We start from the raw sequence: 16,442 nt of genomic DNA on the forward strand, positions 1-16,442 counted from the left end.
CCAAAGGAAGGGATGTTGCATTCCCGCTTCATGCGAACGGGGTCGGGAAAACGGAAGACTTGTACGCAAAGCGCGCAAAGTTTACAAAAAGATCGAGGGGGATTGCATCGTTGACTTCCCCTACGATCGCTCCCGAATGCCAGCAAGAAGACTCAAGTTTCGACCAGGCTAGGCCGAAAGGGATTTTCCCTGTCGAGTTGTGCCACTGGTATCGGATTTGCGAATAGGTTTTTACGCAACGAGAAACCAACCGGACCGTTCGATCAGGGATTGATCGAAATTGCCTCGTTCTCGCATCGGTCTGCTCCTCGTTTTTGCTTCACTCTGTTTTTCATCGCGGGCGGGTTTTCGACGCTGGACGTGGTATATATAGAAGAACGGCATTGAAGCGGTGCCAAAGGAAAGGCGACCGTCCCCGGGGTGGCTTTCGGCTCCCTTGGGCGCGGTGTCGAACGAACGCCTGGGATGGCTAGGTTCGGGCGGAAGCCCGAGGTCGTTCGACGCAGTGACCGAGGATTCTCACGAAACATTCCCAATGTTCGTCGCGGTTAGGAGGGGTCCCTTTCCCATGAATTTTCTCTCACGCTTCCTCGAGCGGGTGTTGCGTACCAACACGAGCCGTATGCCTCGAACCAGCTTCGACGACCTCAGCCAAGATCAGCTTGATGCTCATCTCCGCGTAGGACGATACGGGAACTTCGCGCTAACCGACGCGGTTCGTCCGTCGTTTGGCCTGGAAGTGATTCCTCGTGAAGGGTATCGCCGCGACGTTTATTGCGATCCCGAGACGGGCAATAAGATGCCGGTGCTCGCGGCCTCGGTTTCGTCCGAACGGCTCTTTGATGTCCTGATGGACCTGCTCGACCCCTTGGGGGACGAAGTGGACGTGGTCATGGAATCAAGCCATGAGAGTGAGCCCGGCGCGCATGCCGACCTCTATCGTGAGCACATGGATACGGTCATCCTGAAGAGCACGCTCTATGACTATGAGCCGCTCCTGCTCCATGACGGCTGCACGGGCCTGGCCGCGCTCAATCCCAACGGTCCGATGGAGGTGCAGTTCGACGAGCACAAGCTGCTCTTCGTCTACGCCAACGACCTCGAGCCGTTCGAGGCGATCCTCCTCGACCATGGCCTGCGGCGCGACGATAGCCTGAAGTTCATCTCCGAGGCCGAGCACCTGCACTCCACGGACGACGTCTATCGCGACCAGTTCGACGAGCTTCGCTACCGCTTGGGCATCGACCACTAATTCATTGAAATCACGTTCACGTTCATTGGGTTCGGCCCCCTCCGATGCACCCTTGATGAGCACCCCGCGGGGCGGGGCCTCGGTTTGCCGAGGCCTCGCCCCGCTGAGCTTTGAACACGCTGTTTGACCACCCAATGCCGCGTTGCGTACCATTGGGGACTCACCTGAGTTTCACTCCGGGCCTTCGCCTCGGAGCCCTACGTTCATGGATCACGTTGAGGTCTGCCGGAATGACGAGGCTGGGGACTCCGCGAAGCCGGTTCGTAATGCTCGTTCTCCTCATCGGCACCGTGGGATGCGGGGGGAGTGCGAACGCCCCCAAAGCTCCTGATCAGCCCTTCAAGGGCGTCACAATCGTCGCGGCGGCCATCGGAGACCCTGGCATTCTCCCAACCCTGACCGCCCAGCGCGGAGAGTGGTCGGCAAACCGAGGGGCCGAGGTCACGATCCGGGAAAAACCGGTCGACCCCAGGTCCGAAGGGGTGGACGTCTTTCTCTTCCGTGGCGACCGCTTGGGTGAACTGGTCGATGGCGGACTCCTGGCCGACTTGCCCGAAGCGGTCACCCGCCCCCCCGTACCGCGCGAACCCAGGCAAGGCGAGGAGTCATCGGGAGACAGGCCCGCCGACCCTCTCCAGTTCTCCGACCTGGTGCCGGCCTATCGCGACCAGGTGATCAAGTATGGCGGCGTGAGGTTGGGCCTCCCCTACGGCGGCTCGGCCTTGGTCCTGGCTTATCACCGCGATGCCTTCGAGAGTGAGACCAACCTGGCGGCGGCAAAGGAAGCCGGCTTCGTGCTGAAGCCCCCCGAGACCTGGGAACAGTTCGACACCCTGGCCAAGTTCTTTCATGGCCGTGACTGGGCTCAAGATGGCAAGCCTCGGTCCGGCGTCGCGCTCGCGCTCGGACCTGATCCCGAAGGGGTGGGAGATGCCACCTACCTGGCACGAGCAGCCAGCCTGGGCCAACACCACGACCAGTATTCGTTTCTCTTCGATGCCGACTCGATGGCTCCTCGCATCGACTCGCCACCGTTCGTCGAGGCCCTCCAGGGTCTGACCGCTCTGAAAGCGTACGGCCCCTCCGCGATCGAGTCGTTCGATATCAAGGCGGCGCGGCGGGCCTTCGGCGGGCGCGAAGCGGCGATGTTGATCGATCGCGCGGAGAACGTGGCGAGTTGGGGGGACGGCAAGTCGATCGGCGTGGCCCGCTTGCCTGGGTCGGAACGCGTGTTCGACCCGAGCCGCAACCAGTTCGAGCCGGCCTCGCCGCCCAATCGACCCAGCTACCTCCCCTATGGAGGGGGTTGGTTGGTGGGGGTCAGCGCGGCGGCAAAGGGGCCGAAACTCGAGGCGGCAATCGATTTCGCCAAGTATCTCATCGGTCCCGACATCGCGAGCCGAGTCCGTGCCGACTCCGCCTTCCCGATGCTGGCCGTTCGGACCGCCCTGTTGAGCCAAGGACCGCCCGACTCAAGAGCGAGCCTCGGCGTCGACGCGCGACAGTGGTCCGATGCCGTCCTCCAGACGCTCAACGCCAACCGCGTGATCCCCGGACTTCGGATCCCCGACGCCGAAGGGTATCTCGCCGACCTCACCAAAGGACGGGCCGCCGCGCTCCAAGGCGAAACGACCGAACGCGCCTTGCAAGCGGTCGCCAGCGCTTGGGCCGAGCGAACCAAACGGCGAGGAGTCAAGCGGCAGCTCTGGCACTATCGTCGCAGCCTTAATACCCTGGCCACCAGCCTCCAACCTCCAGCCGCCCCCTGAGCCGCGACTCTCGACGAGACTTCGGATGGACGAGCCTGACGACGAAGCAATCCCGACGACCAGCGGCAACGCCGAGATCAACCAGTTGATCGGCCTGTTCGATCTCCCTGCCTTCGCCAGGCGAGGACAGGATCTCGAATACTCGATCAAGCGGACGCATGAACGCTGCCAACGCGAACGGAACGCAATGCTCGACATGGTTCGCGTCCGTCTCCGCCAGTGGGCCAGCGCGGTCACCGGCCCCGAATCGAGCACGGCGGTCTTCGCCTCGCCCATCGAGTCGCTCTGGCCCCTGAGTGGAGCGGAAAACCCTGTCTGGGCCCGTCACCCCGCCCCTCCGCGCCGCCAACGAACGATCGCGCTCGACCTGATCTCCAGTGCGGTCCGGTTCAACCGCCGCTGGTCTCGCTTTCTCGATGAGCTCGGCGTCGATCACCTCAACCATCTGATCGATCAATACAACCGCTATTACCTCCTGGAAAAGGAGTGCTGCCTCGGTTCCTCCCGGCTCGCCGCGCGGTTTTTCATTCCTCAGACCCCGATCACCCGAGACACTCTGATCGGGGAATACCCTCTGTTGACCGTGCCGGAACTCAAGGCTTAGTTACGCCTCGGAGACAGATCCCGCATCACGTCACGTCCCATCGCCAGCCCCGTTCGAAACAAGATCCGGGCAAGACGGAGTGGCCACGAGGACGGCAACACATCGGTATCGGCGAAGAACGAGATACATCCCATATCCAAGCAACCCACCCAGGGTATTTAAGAGCAGGTCGTCCACATCGGCGATCCGTCGTCCCGAGGCGAACTGGAGCGTCTCGATCAGCAGACTCAATGCGGCGGAAAGCCACCCAACGCGCCAGACGCTGGTCCGTCCCCCTTGGAAAAAGGGCCAGAGGAACCCCAGAGGGATGAAGGCCGCGAGGTTCCCCACCACATTCACCAGCATGAGCCAGCCCCCAACTTCAAGGTACTTGGCGGTTGTGCCCAGGGGATGAAGTTCGAGCCGATTCTCCCATGCGAGAGTGCCGATGGAGCAGGGAGACAGGGTCAGCCAGAAGAGCAGGCCGCCGTAACCGGTGAGAAGCAGGCCCAAGACGATCTTCCGCAAGGCAACGGCCTCCCAGAAACTCACTTGATCCCGGAAGCGCGGGCAACCCGCTACTGGGCTTTCTTCCAGGCGAGCGGAGAGGGTGAGCTCCCTTGGCACTTATTCAATGCCCGTTGGAAGACAAAGACAGGGAGCTGACGCTCCCTGCTCGCCTCGAAGATCGATCATGTTCCTGACGTGGCTTGTCGGTGTCAATGCGACGATTGTTCTCGGTCATTCCGGAAAGAGCGGTGTCCTACTTTGCCAGTCGCCGTGGGCCTTTCGGCGGGCCGGGAAGGCCCATCTCTCCCCATTCCCATGCTGGAGTGCGGCCCGAGCCGAGCCCAGATGGCGGCACGCAGTCTCCTTTCATCGAGTGGACTGTCTCCCCCTTCGCCCGATTCCTTGACGAACTGGGCCGCCGCAAAGACAGCCTCATCGGCGCTGAGTAATCGATCACCATTGAGGTCAGCCGACTCGAGGATCCGGCTGGCGATGAATCCTGAGCGACCGCCAGGAATTCCGGGGGGAGGCGCCGGGGCTTCCACCGACCTCGCGCCCCACAACGATCGGCCTCCGGTGAACTTATACCGAACGAACGCCCCGCCAACGGTCATCGCAACGAGGTTGGAGCTAAGCGCCAGGCAAACGATTAACGTCGAGGTATCGCTCACCTTCCGGCGGATCAGGTGAAACAGGCCCGACAGCCCAAGCGCGAGGACGAGTGCCATCAAAACGCCGCCGATCAACTCCTCCGGCGACCGATCCAGAATCACGTCGACGATCGAACTCACCTGTAGGTTCATGGGATCCTCTCCCGGTCACAGAAATTCGGCACAACGACCGAACAGGACGGCGATGCGCGGATGTGATTCAGGGCATGGATGTGAAAGCGATCAAAAACGGACTCCTTCCCCTAGAAGGTTAACCGCTCCAACTCATTCAACGCAACGGATGGAGATTGCGATCAAACATGAATCGCCGATCGTCATCCCCCCTTGGCCCTGGCTTCCAACTCAGGCCACCCCGACGATCTCCCGACTCCTGGCGCGAACACAAATCCACCGCGTCGAAGCCAGCCGACCACCGAAAAGGGTGCATGGGAAGCGGATCCGTTGTGTACAATCCTCTCCGTGCGGCATCTCTGCCGCGACAGGTCGAATCAAAGCAGGTTGGGCCACGCCAAGACCAAGAGATAAGGAGCCTTTCATGCCGGTGCTCGATCGTGAGGAGTACATCGAGCAGGCCTACTTCTTCCATGCGTTTCGCGAGCGTGTGCTCGACGGGCTACCGTCGCAGGACGTACTGTCTCGCGTCAGTGAGGAACTCCTCTCGACCACTCGACTCCCGTTAGCCGTCTCCTACCTCGCCACCGAGATCAAGACGATCGGACTCATGGCGCCCGCCATGGGGCGGATCGGCCATTACTTCACTCCGTTCCAGACCCACGTCATCGCAGAGGCAGAGCACGACACCAGCCGGTTCCCGATGGACCAGGCACTTCTGATCCTGGAGCGCGAGGCGCGCTACAAGGCCGACGGACCGACACTGTCCGGCCTGTTCGTTTACCAGTTCGAGGCCATGTCGCGGAACCGCCTCGGCTACGGCAAGGGACTCGAGGCCATCGCAGCCGACCCGTTCTTCAACGAAGATTGGCACGACTACATTCTTTTGCTCCGTGCCCGGCTCGGCGACGTCGATTTTGCCGACCTCATTTTCGTCCGCTCGGCCTTCTACGTTACAGAACAGAAGCGACGAAACCCCGGTTTCGAGCCAAAATTCCCGATCCTCTTTGGCGAAAAAGAAGGAAAAATCGCCCGAGCCAACCGGGGCCGCGACCCGCTCTACCTGTTCTCGGCCCTGCAACGGCAACTGGGCTACCCCGAAGTGCCCCGCCCCCGCCGTCCCGATGAGGCCGAAGCGCGGATCGCCCTGCTCGAACAGCGGGTCGCAATGCTCGAGAACCGCCTCAAGTCGGCCGAGTCCGACATCCACAACGAGGTCGACCTCGCCCAGCTCCGGGTCAAACCCGAGGACACCGCCGGACCTCCCGCCGGCTGGGGCAAACATGAACCGACGTGACGGTCGTTGATCACCAAGGCTCGAAGGACAACCCTGTGAAACACCGAGGATTCGCGAGCGCGACCAGGCCCCGAACGTCCCGACTCTCCTTTCGTTCCTTGGCCCTGTTCCTTCTTCCTGTCAGCCTTGGGTGCGGCGCTCTCTGCCCTGCCGCCGAACCGCGCCCTCTTCCCCAATTCGAGCGGGTCGTCATCGACGACAATTTCCCGGGCGTCTACCAGGTCGAGGTCGCCGACGTCAACGGCGACGGCAAACCCGACGTCGTCGCCCTCGGCGGCGGCACCTGCGCCTGGTATGAGAACCCAACCTGGAAGAAGCGGATCGTCACAACCCCAGAGCAGACCCCCGGCATCATCAGCACCGCCACGACCGACCTCGACGGCGATGGCAAAGCGGAGATCGCCATCGCCTACGAATTCGCCATGAACCAGCCGACCAAAGGCAAGCTCCTCCTTGCGCATCCCGGGAAAAGTCTCGACGATCCCTGGACGCTCGCGCAGGTCGCCGATGTTCCCAGCATCCATCGGCTCCGGTGGATGAAGAATGAACTCCCGTTTCCATCAAAATCTTCGGGGTTGACGAACCAACCTGAGCAAGAGAATCGCCTCGTCAAGAAGTGGACTAATCTCGTTGTTGCCCCTCTTTTTGGCCCCTCGGCTAAGCCCCCCGTTTTCGCGGAGGAACCGGCTCACCTGGTCCTCTTTACCGTGCAGTCGCATCGAGACGGTGAGCCATTTCACAGTCGTAATGCTAGCCGCACCAACGACAGCCCAGAAGGGAAGCGCGGAGGAATCGGAGGCGGAGGCGGGCTTGGCGGAGGACAGGCTCCAACGAACTCGGACACCACCTTGGGCAATCAGCCACTCGGCAATAAGAATCCACTGACTACAGCCTCGAAGGAAAGCTCGGGCGGAGCCCCACAAACGCCTGTAGATATCGACTGGAAGCCCCGTCTTCTGCGGTCCCAAGAGGAAATTGGCAAAGCACCGGTTCTTCATGCCATCGACGTAGTCGACCTCAATGGTGATCCCATGTCGGCGGGCGTCAAAATGCCCGTGGTCCTTAGTGCAAGCAACCTCGGAATCACCATGTACTCCGCCCCTGCCATGACGAGCGGAGTGCTCCTTCGTCACCACCAAACCCTCGTCCCGGGCGCAACCGGCGAGGCCCCCAAGAAAGGGGCGAGCGAGATTCACGTCGGCCGGCTCAAGGACGGCCGTAAGTTCCTTGCGACGGTCGAGCCCTGGCACGGAACAGACGTAGCCATCTACACATCCCAAGAAAACAAACTGTCTGGGGGAAGAGAATTCGGCCCCCGGACGGTCATCGACTCAACCCTCAAAGATGGACACGCCCTCTGGGTGGCCGACGTGGATGGGGATGGCGACGACGAGGTCTTCGCCGGCTATCGCGGTAAGGGAACGAGCCTGCTCGGCTATGACTTCGATGGTAAGACCTGGAACCGGACCGTCATCGACCCCGCCATCGCCGCCCAGGACCTTCGCGGCGGCGACATCGACGGCGACGGCACTCCCGACTTCGTCGCCGTCGGCGGCTCCACCCACAACGTCGTCTGGTATCGGCCCAAGGCAAACAAGCTAAATACGCATTTCTTCAAATGAGGAAGCCATGAGCATTTCCCACCCCATCACTGCCGACCAACTCTGGAAGACGCCACGAGATGGGATGCGCCATGAACTGGTGAGAGGGGAACTGAAGATCATGTCTCCAGCAGGGAGCGAGCACGGAGCGATCATCGCTGAGATCACGGCCTTTCTGTTGCCGTTCGTGAAGAGTCATAAGCTCGGCACCGTTTTCGGAGCTGAGACGGGCTTCAAGATCGCAACCGATCCCGACACAGTGCGCGCCCCCGACGTCGCGTTTGTACGTCGCGAGCGGATCCCGCAAACCGGCCTTCCCAAAGCCTTCTGGCCAGGGGCCCCCGACCTGGCGGTCGAAGTCGTCTCGCCAGGCGACACGGTTGACGAGGTTGATGAAAAAGTGGCTGACTGGCTTGGCGCGGGAACCAAGGTCGTCTGGATCGTGAAGCCTAAAACCCGGACCGTTGCCGTGCACTTTGCCCCAAACGCCCAGACCATTCTGACAGCCGACGAAGAAATTGACGGAGGTGAACTGGTGCCCGGCTTCCGTTGTCGTGTGGGCGACTTGTTCCCGCAATGAGCAAAAAACGGAAAATCGAGATTGAAACCGGCCTCCGTCGCATTATCTGAGTTGGCAGAGCCTTCTCAAACGGAGTGTCAGCGGCCATGGCGAACGGAATCGGCGGCGCGGTCCTCCCGCAAATTCAGCGGATCTTCCACGGTGGAACCCTCACCGGGATGACCGACGGGCAGCTCCTCGCGCGGTTCGCGACTCGCAATGACGAAGCCGCCTTCGAAGCGTTGCTCGCACGGCACGGCCCGCTCGTCCTGCACGTATGCCGTAACCTGCTCCGCGACCGTGGCGACGTCGAGGACGCGTTTCAGGCGACACTCCTCGTCCTCGTCCGCAAGGCAGGGGCAATCCACGTCGAAACTTCGCTCGGCCCCTGGATCTACTCCGTCGCCTACCGCGTGGCGAACCGGGCCAGGGCAAACCGGGAGATCCGAATCACAAGAGAAAACCCCGTGGCGGACCTGGACCCTCAGGCCCCTTCGGAAGACCTCGACGGGCACGACGTTTCACCACTGCTCCATCACGAACTTGCCCAACTCCCCGAGCGGCTCCGCGCACCGATCGTCCTCTGCTATTTCCAGGGCCTGACGCACGAATTGGCCGCGGCGCAGCTCCGCTGGCCGGTCGGCACTGTGCGGAGCCGGATGGCTCGGGCCCGCCGGCTCCTCCGAGAACGATTGACGCGCAAGGGCGTCGTCCTGTCCGCCGGATTCTTAGTCGGGGCCTCGCAACAGACAACGGCCGCGATGATTCCCCGCATCTTGTCGGAAGAGACAATCCAGTCCGCGATGCGTATCGCGGCAGGTCGAGCGGCAATGTCCGGGGCCCTCTCGGTTCCGGCGGCCGCGCTTATGGAAGGAGTCCTGAGCGCTATGTGGATGACCAAACTGAAAACCACCGCTGCCGTGGCGATCATGGCCGGGTTCATTCTGACCGGAGTGGTGGCTCTCGCCGTCCCAGCACCGGACGAGAAACCTGGCGAGCCTGCTCCCACCAACCACACGAAGACGAGCCAGGCCAAACCCACCAGGCACAGCTCAGAGTCGACCTATCCCAAACCCTACTACGTCGGTGACCTCGTCGTTCCCCCCACCGTAACGACAGACGGAAGGGCAAAGGCCTCCCGCTCAAGCGGCCGGCCAAGAACCGACTATGCACCCCTGATCGAACTTCTCACATCATCCGTCGCCCCTGGCCGTTGGACAACTCAGAGTAACTCGATGACCGCAATTGCAGAACCGCTCAGGGAAACAGGACCGATTGGCTCGATCACTCCGTTCCACCCGAACATCAGTCTCATCATCCGTCACACCGCTGAGGTCCACGACGAGATTGCGAACCGGCTTCGGCAACTTCGTAAGATCACGAACCGGCAAGATCCCAACTCCGATCCGGATGCCAACGTGCCAACGAAATCTGCGAACCAGGGGAGCGACGACCAGTTAACCATGATCGATCCCCGAACCGGGGTTAAGTTTGACTTCTCAAGTCAGGTGACAGGATTACTCCCCGCTGCAACGTCACCCGACTCACCTGCTTCACCGGTCGCCAAGCACCATCGAGTGCAAAAGCTGATCAAGGAACTGGAGCAAGAAATGGACCAACTCGTTACCGAACATGCCGCACTTCGGGCCAAAGCGAAAATCTCTGGCGTCTCTCCCAACTGAACTCTGCACTCATTGGGAGATTCCTGATACGCAAAGCGTTGATCCACCTTGATCGTCGCGCGGACCTCATGATTAGAATGGGAAGGCGGCAGAGACTCCTCGCGAGTCCGCTGCCGCCTCCCGTTTGAATTCGCGAAGGATCGACGAGCCCGAACTGATGGCGTCCACTGCAGACCTGACCGCCGTGCTCCTGATCGCTCATGGGAGCCGGCACGCGCCGGCCAACGACGACCTCCACCAGCTCGCGGCGCGGTTCATGGAGCGGGGTGAGCATCCGATCGTTGAACCCTGCTTCCTCGAACTCGCCGATCCCGACATCCTCAATGGCGGCAGACGCTGCGTGGCCCAAGGCGCGACCCGGGTCCTGATGATCCCCTACTTCCTCTCGGCGGGCGTCCACTTGCTGCGCGACCTGACCGCCGCGCGCGACGCCTTGAGGCAGGCCCATCCCACTGTCGAATTCCGGCTCGGCCCCGCACTGGGCCCCGACCCGCTCCTGGAGCAACTTGTCGCCGAACGGATCGCCCGGCTTGACGGTGCTGACGAGGCCCCCGCTTTCGCCTCATCAGATGACCTGGCAAAGCTTTACGCGCCGATGGGTCATCACGGCCCCCTCGGAGATTCCACCGTTCTGGCCCCTCTTGACACAATTCGACCGAAGGACTAGCGTGCATCGGCCGATTTTCTCCATGGATGGAGAACCGCCTCGGGTACGGTCCGGGGCCTCAAAGGAGTGAAGGCGATGAGTCTCTCGATTGAGTCCCTGAGTGTCCCCGCCCTCGACCTGAAGGCGCAGTATCAGACCATTCGCGACGAGATCGAGCGAGCGGTCCGCGACGTGATCGAGAGTCAGTATTTCATTCTGGGGCCCGAAGTCGCCGCCCTCGAAGCCGAGGTCGCCCGCTATTGCGAGGCCGAGCACGGGATTGGCTGCGCCTCCGGTTCCGACGCCCTTCTGTTACCCTTGATGGCGCTGGAAGTCGGCCCCGGCGATGAAGTCGTGACCACCCCTTACTCGTTCTTCGCGACGGCCGGGGCAATCTGGCGCACGGGGGCCAAGCCCGTTTTCGTCGACATCGACCCGGAAACGTTCAACATCGACCCCGCACTGATCGAAGCGGCGATCACGCCCCGGACCAAGGCCATCATCCCGGTCCACCTCTACGGCCAGACGGCCGACATGGACCCGATCAACGCGATCGCCAAGAAGCACGGGTTGGCGGTCATCGAGGATGCCGCCCAAGCCATCGGCGCATCGTACAAAGGACGCCGAACCGGCGGACTCGGCACAGCCGCCGCGTTCAGCTTCTACCCCTCCAAGAACCTGGGGGGATTCGGCGATGCCGGGTTGGTCACGACCGATGATCCCGAACTCGCCAAGCGGGTCGCCCGACTCCGGGTCCACGGCATGGAGCCCAAGTACCACCACCACGAGGTCGGCTTCAACTCCCGGCTCGACGCCTTGCAGGCCGCCGTGCTCCGGGTCAAGCTCCGCCACCTTGACGCCTGGACCGAGGGCCGGCGCACGGTCGCGGAACGCTACCAAAATCTCTTCGAAGGCCAGGCGTCAACCCGCGAGGTCGTCCTGCCCACCGAGTCGACCGACCGGTTCCACGTCTACAACCAGTTCGTGATCCGGGTCCCCTCCGCCATCCGCGACTCCCTCCGCGAGCAACTGGCCGCGCGTCGGATCGGCACCGAGATCTACTACCCGGTCCCGCTCCACTTGCAGACCTGCTTCGCCTCGCTGGGCCACACCCCGGGCGACTTCCCCCACTCGGAAGCCGCCGCGAACGAGACCCTGGCCCTTCCGATGTATCCGGAGCTGGCCGAAGAAGCCCAACGGCACGTGGTCGAGTCCATCGGCCAGATCTTCGAGGAACGGGCGAAGACCTCGAAGAAGGGGAGCGGACGCGCCGCCTGATCCCGGACATATTTCCGGGTGCCACCGGTTGTTCCGTTACCTGGAACCGGTACGGGAGCACCCTTGGCCTGTGGAACACGGGTTCCGAATCACGGACCCCGTGGTATCCGGCGTCTACAATGGGCCACAAGGGCTTGGCGCGAGCGGCATTGCTGCCGCCGCGCGGCCCGGATCGAGGGAGCCGGGGTTCCGTGGGACGCACCCGTAAGCCGAAGATCGAAAAGACGAGTCCGCTCGTAACCGGGCCCCAAACAAGTCCCGACCTCGACCCGGAATGGGTCGCCCGCGTGCGAGAGCGGCTGGTCGCCTGGTACGAGCATGCGCAACGCCCGTTGCCCTGGCGAGCGGATCAGGACCCTTACCGCGTCCTCGTCTCGGAGATGATGCTGGTCCAGACGACGGTCACCGCCGTGATCCCTTACTTCGAGCGGTTCCTGAACCAGTTCCCCACGGTCCAGGCTCTCGCCGCTGCGGACGAAACCGAGGTGCTCAAGGCCTGGGAAGGGCTGGGCTACTACCGCCGAGCCCGACAACTTCACGCGGCGGCCCGAGCCGTAGTGAACGAGCACGGGGGATCGTTCCCCACAACCCCCGACGCAATTCGGGCCTTGCCGGGAGTCGGCCGCTACATCGCCGGGGCCATCCTCTCGTTTGCCTTCGATCAGCCGGCCCCGATCGTCGAGGCGAATACCCAGCGCGTGCTCGCACGCTGGCTGGCCTGGCGCGAAGACTTGAAGTCCAGCCGCACTCAGGCCAAGCTCTGGGAGACCGCCGAACAACTCGTCCCCCCCGAAGGAGCCGGCGTCTTCAACCAGGCCTTCATGGAGCTCGGCGCCCTTCTCTGCACTCCACGCTCGCCAAGCTGCCTGGTCTGCCCGGTTGCCGCCGAATGCGGAGCACGTCTCCTTGGAATCCAGGATCTCGTGCCGACGACCACGCCCAAGCCCCCTCCACTGGAGGTAACCGAAGCGTGCGGTCTCGTTGCTCGTGGCGGTCGAGTCCTGATCGTCCAGCGCGGGCCTGGGCGGCTCTGGGAGCACTTCTGGGAATTTCCGACCATCCACCTCAACGGCGTGGATCCGGCGGGCCGGTCGTTTGCCGAACCGGTGGATCTGGCTGAGGGAATCCGTCGACTCACCGGTGCCCGAGTTCGAGTCGGGCCGGTCGTGCAGACCGTCCGGTATAGCGTGACCAAGCATCGCGTCAAGCTTGATGCTTGCGCGGCGACCGGGCTGAGCGAAGAGCTGAAACCAGGTCCCGGACTGGTCCGAGCGGTCTGGGAAGCTCCCGAGAAACTGGCGGCGTACACCTTTGGAGCGGCGAGCCGGCGCCTCGTCTCCTGGGTGACAAAACACGAGGCGGAATTCGCAAATTTCGAGTCGGACGCATGACACAAACCGGCCGCCGCGAAGTATCCGTAACAGCGCCTCGTTCGCGCCTCGATTCCTTCCGACGGCCTTGCTCGGAGTGAAATCGTACTCTAGAATGGGTCAGTTGGCGGATGACGAGGGTGCTCTTGATCTCTTTCAAGAGACCGGTGGAATGGATGATCTTGAGGCGGCCGTTGTTGGATTGGGCCGCCGCAGGAAGCGGCTACGTCGACGGCCCACTTCTCAACCTGAATAATGCCGCGGGATTAGGACGCTCCACCGCAAGACTGAAGCAGACCCAAACTCACCGCCCGGCCGCTTTTGCGCCGGCAGGGCGTCTCCCCCAACGGGGGGCGAAAGGGATTATGCATGCCATCGGGTAAGGACATCACGGGTGGTGGGTCGTCGGGCGGCGGCGGCAAGCGCGGCGGCGGCGGTGGCAGTGCTCCGACAAGCACGACCGGTGGCAACAAGAAGAACGCGTATTGCTCGTTTTGCCGTAAGAGCTATCGCGACGTCGGCCCCCTCGTCGAGGGCCCCGGCGACGTCTACATCTGTGGCGAATGTATTGAACTCTGCCAGTCGATCCTCGACCAAGAGCGGCGGCGGCGAGGCGTCCCCAAAACCCTCTTCACCGACATTCCGACCCCGCGTGAGATCAAGGAACAGCTCGACGCCTACGTCATCGATCAAGACCGCGCCAAGAAGGTCCTCTCGGTCGCCGTTCACAACCATTACAAACGGTTGGTGCATGGCGAAGATGCCGACAGCTCGATCGAAATCGACAAGTCGAACATCCTGCTGATGGGCCCGACCGGGTGTGGCAAGACCCTCCTGGCACGCACCCTCGCCCGGATCCTCAACGTTCCTTTCGCCATTGGCGACGCGACCACGCTGACCGAAGCCGGTTACGTCGGTGAAGACGTCGAGAACATCCTCCTGAAGCTGCTCCATGCCGCCGACTTCGATCTGGAGAGTGCCCAGCGCGGGATCATCTACATCGACGAAATCGACAAGATCGGCAAGACGAACCACAACGTGTCGATCACACGCGACGTCTCGGGCGAAGGGGTGCAGCAAGCCCTCCTGAAAATGCTCGAAGGAACAGTGGCCAACGTGCCGCCCCAAGGGGGACGCAAGCACCCCGAGCAGCAGTACATCCAGCTCGACACGACGAACATCTTGTTCATCTGCGGCGGCACCTTCGTCGGCCTGGAAACCTGATCGCCCGCCGCGTCGGCCGGAAGACCATCGGCTTCGGCAGCCAGTCCGAGGCTGAGCACAACGTTGAACTCGGCTCCTTGCTCGACAAGGTGACCTCGGACGACATCCTCGAATTCGGCATGATCCCCGAGTTCGTCGGCCGCCTCCCGGTGGTCTGCCCGCTCATGCCGCTGGACGTCGACGCCCTGGTCCAGATCATGACCGAGCCCCGCAACGCCTTGGTCAAGCAGTACCGCAAGCTCTTCGAGATGGAAGGGGCCGACCTCGAGTTCACCCCCGAGGCCCTGATCGAGATCGCCAAGAAGGCCAAGGCCAAAGACACAGGCGCTCGTGGTCTGCGATCGATCGTTGAAGAGATCATGCTCGAGATCATGTACGAGTTGCCCGATCGCTCGGCCAAAGAGAAGGGGCGGTTCGTGGTGACCCCCGAGGTCGTCCGCAAGGAAAAGAACCTCTTCGACACGCCTCCGCTCCCGCTGACCCCCGCCAAGTCGACCTCGGAGCGCAAGAAGGAAAGCGCCTGAGCCGAAGAAAAACGCCGAAAACGAACACACGACGATCAGCGCGATCCCTTCGCCTGATCGTCGTGTGTCGTCTCCCCGCTCAAATCGGCTTACCGTGGTTAGCTTGCCTGGGTGGTCACCGGAGTCCGCGCCATCTCACGGAGGATGTCGAGGCCGCGCGCCAGCGTCGTGTCATCGACGGCGTAAGAGATCCGGAAGTGGGTGTCGCGTTTGCTGAAGACGTTGCCGGGGATGATGAGTAGGTTGCGGCGGATCGCTTCAGCGACGAACTCGGTCGCCGTTCCCCAAGGGGCGCGCGGGAAGGCGTAGAAAGCGCCTGCGGGACAGGCAAGATCGAAGCTCTCTGAGAGCGCCTCCACCACGGCGTCGCGTTTCTTGCGATAGGCGTCGACCCGGGCATCGAGGTCTTGGTCGAGAGCCACGACTCCGGCGTACTGGACCAGGCTCGGAGCACAGACGAAGCTGAACTGCTGAAGCTTGGCCATCTCCTGGATCAAGCGTGCCGGGCCGTGGGCGAACCCGAGCCGCCAGCCGGTCATGCCGTGGGCCTTGCTGAAGCCGTCGACGACGAGAACATGATCATTCCAGGTTGCGGGGGTGGCGAACGTGTCATCGTAGCAGAAGGCACGATAGACCTCGTCGCTGATCAGCAGGATGCCCCGCTCGCGGCAGAGCGTCGCGAGCGCCTGGATTTCCTCGGCCGAGGCGACCACGCCCGTCGGATTGGCCGGCGAGTTGACGATGATGCACTTGGTCCGCCCCGTGATCGCGGCGCTGACCTTCTCGACGTCGATCCGAAAGTCGGGGTAGGTGTCGACCAGCACCGTGGTCCCCCCCGCCAGCGCCACGAGGTTGCCGTACATGACGAAGTAGGGGTCGAAGACGATCACCTCGTCCCCCGGATTGACCACCGTTGAAAGCGCCAGCAAGAGGGCGCCCGACGTGCCCGAGGTAACGATCACCTGCCGGTCCTGATGACCGAATTCGGTGTCGACTGCGCTTTGCAGTTTGCCTCGAAGCTCGGGGATTCCCTGGGTGAGCGTGTAGGCGTTGCGGCCTTGCTCGATCGCCTCGATCGTGGCCGCCTTGACCGGCGGGGCGACATCGAAGTCGGGGAGTCCGATCGAGAGGTTGATCGGGTTCTTCATGGACTTCGACATGTCGAACGCCTTGCGGATCCCCGAGGCTTCGATCTGTTTCATCCGGTCGGCGATCCAGGCGTCGTTCACGTTGGCGGCTCCGCCTCAAGGCAAAGGGGTTCGATAGTCACAAGAGATCCAGGGAGAAGAATTATAACGCGCCCGGCTATGGGTCGTGAGGGGCGTCACGTTGCCAAAACCGGGAGCATTCGCGTACCTTAGAGCG

At 62.5% G+C, this 16,442-nt stretch carries 13 protein-coding genes and 1 pseudogene; 11 read left to right on the forward strand and 3 right to left on the reverse strand.

Annotated elements, in window-relative coordinates:
• The first annotated feature begins 568 nt into the window (after positions 1 to 568).
• The 3 genes from SINAC_RS16125 (at position 569) to SINAC_RS16135 (ending at position 3,625) form a co-directional block, all read left to right on the forward strand.
• The gene (locus tag SINAC_RS16125; protein WP_015246700.1) at positions 569 to 1,252 is read left to right on the forward strand and encodes a hypothetical protein; all 684 of its coding nucleotides are present in this window, start codon (positions 569 to 571) and stop codon (positions 1,250 to 1,252) included.
• A 230-nt stretch (positions 1,253 to 1,482) separates the two neighbouring features.
• On the forward strand, positions 1,483 to 3,021 hold the full coding sequence (locus tag SINAC_RS16130) for an ABC transporter substrate-binding protein (protein WP_015246701.1): 1,539 nt from the start codon (positions 1,483 to 1,485) through the stop codon (positions 3,019 to 3,021).
• 25 nt (positions 3,022 to 3,046) lie between these two features.
• A complete protein-coding gene (locus SINAC_RS16135; protein ID WP_015246702.1) occupies positions 3,047 to 3,625 on the forward strand; it encodes a hypothetical protein in 579 nt (192 codons plus the stop codon).
• Between the two features lie 30 nt (positions 3,626 to 3,655).
• Here SINAC_RS16135 and SINAC_RS16140 read toward each other — a convergent pair whose 3' ends face one another.
• Together SINAC_RS16140 and SINAC_RS16145 are read right to left on the reverse strand one after the other, a co-directional pair.
• Positions 3,656 to 4,156: a VanZ family protein gene (locus SINAC_RS16140; RefSeq protein WP_244884944.1), complete on the reverse strand. Its 501-nt coding sequence runs from the start codon at positions 4,154 to 4,156 to the stop codon at positions 3,656 to 3,658.
• Positions 4,157 to 4,323: 167 nt separating this feature from the next.
• On the reverse strand, positions 4,324 to 4,917 hold the full coding sequence (locus SINAC_RS16145; RefSeq protein WP_015246704.1) for a hypothetical protein: 594 nt from the start codon (positions 4,915 to 4,917) through the stop codon (positions 4,324 to 4,326).
• 403 nt (positions 4,918 to 5,320) lie between these two features.
• Here SINAC_RS16145 and SINAC_RS16150 point away from each other — a divergent pair, with 403 nt between their 5' ends.
• The 8 genes and pseudogenes from SINAC_RS16150 (at position 5,321) to clpX (ending at position 15,077) form a co-directional block, all read left to right on the forward strand.
• The gene (locus tag SINAC_RS16150) at positions 5,321 to 6,193 is read left to right on the forward strand and encodes a hypothetical protein (protein WP_015246705.1); all 873 of its coding nucleotides are present in this window, start codon (positions 5,321 to 5,323) and stop codon (positions 6,191 to 6,193) included.
• Positions 6,194 to 6,228: 35 nt separating this feature from the next.
• Entirely contained in the window at positions 6,229 to 7,815 is a 1,587-nt protein-coding gene (locus SINAC_RS40605) for an FG-GAP repeat domain-containing protein (RefSeq protein WP_015246706.1), read from the forward strand.
• A gap of 7 nt (positions 7,816 to 7,822) precedes the next feature.
• Positions 7,823 to 8,374, forward strand: a complete 552-nt coding sequence (locus SINAC_RS16160) for a Uma2 family endonuclease (protein WP_015246707.1) — start codon at positions 7,823 to 7,825, stop codon at positions 8,372 to 8,374.
• Between the two features lie 86 nt (positions 8,375 to 8,460).
• Entirely contained in the window at positions 8,461 to 10,035 is a 1,575-nt protein-coding gene (locus SINAC_RS37990) for an RNA polymerase sigma factor (protein WP_015246708.1), read from the forward strand.
• Positions 10,036 to 10,192: 157 nt separating this feature from the next.
• Positions 10,193 to 10,702 carry a sirohydrochlorin chelatase gene (locus SINAC_RS16170; RefSeq protein ID WP_015246709.1) on the forward strand — a complete coding sequence of 170 codons (510 nt, stop codon included), beginning with the start codon at positions 10,193 to 10,195 and terminating at the stop codon, positions 10,700 to 10,702.
• Between the two features lie 75 nt (positions 10,703 to 10,777).
• Positions 10,778 to 11,959 (forward strand): DegT/DnrJ/EryC1/StrS family aminotransferase, encoded by a 1,182-nt coding sequence (locus tag SINAC_RS16175; protein WP_015246710.1) that lies wholly within the window; start codon positions 10,778 to 10,780, stop codon positions 11,957 to 11,959.
• Between the two features lie 191 nt (positions 11,960 to 12,150).
• Positions 12,151 to 13,350 (forward strand): A/G-specific adenine glycosylase, encoded by a 1,200-nt coding sequence (gene mutY, locus SINAC_RS16180; RefSeq protein WP_015246711.1) that lies wholly within the window; start codon positions 12,151 to 12,153, stop codon positions 13,348 to 13,350.
• 348 nt (positions 13,351 to 13,698) lie between these two features.
• Positions 13,699 to 15,077 (forward strand): annotated as a pseudogene (gene clpX, locus SINAC_RS41890) (ATP-dependent Clp protease ATP-binding subunit ClpX).
• A 98-nt stretch (positions 15,078 to 15,175) separates the two neighbouring features.
• Here clpX and SINAC_RS16195 read toward each other — a convergent pair.
• Positions 15,176 to 16,306 (reverse strand): pyridoxal phosphate-dependent aminotransferase, encoded by a 1,131-nt coding sequence (locus SINAC_RS16195; RefSeq protein WP_015246713.1) that lies wholly within the window; start codon positions 16,304 to 16,306, stop codon positions 15,176 to 15,178.
• Between the last annotated feature and the right edge of the window lie 136 nt (positions 16,307 to 16,442).

It is taken from the genome of Singulisphaera acidiphila DSM 18658, from assembly GCF_000242455.2.
GTDB lineage: Bacteria > Planctomycetota > Planctomycetia > Isosphaerales > Isosphaeraceae > Singulisphaera > Singulisphaera acidiphila.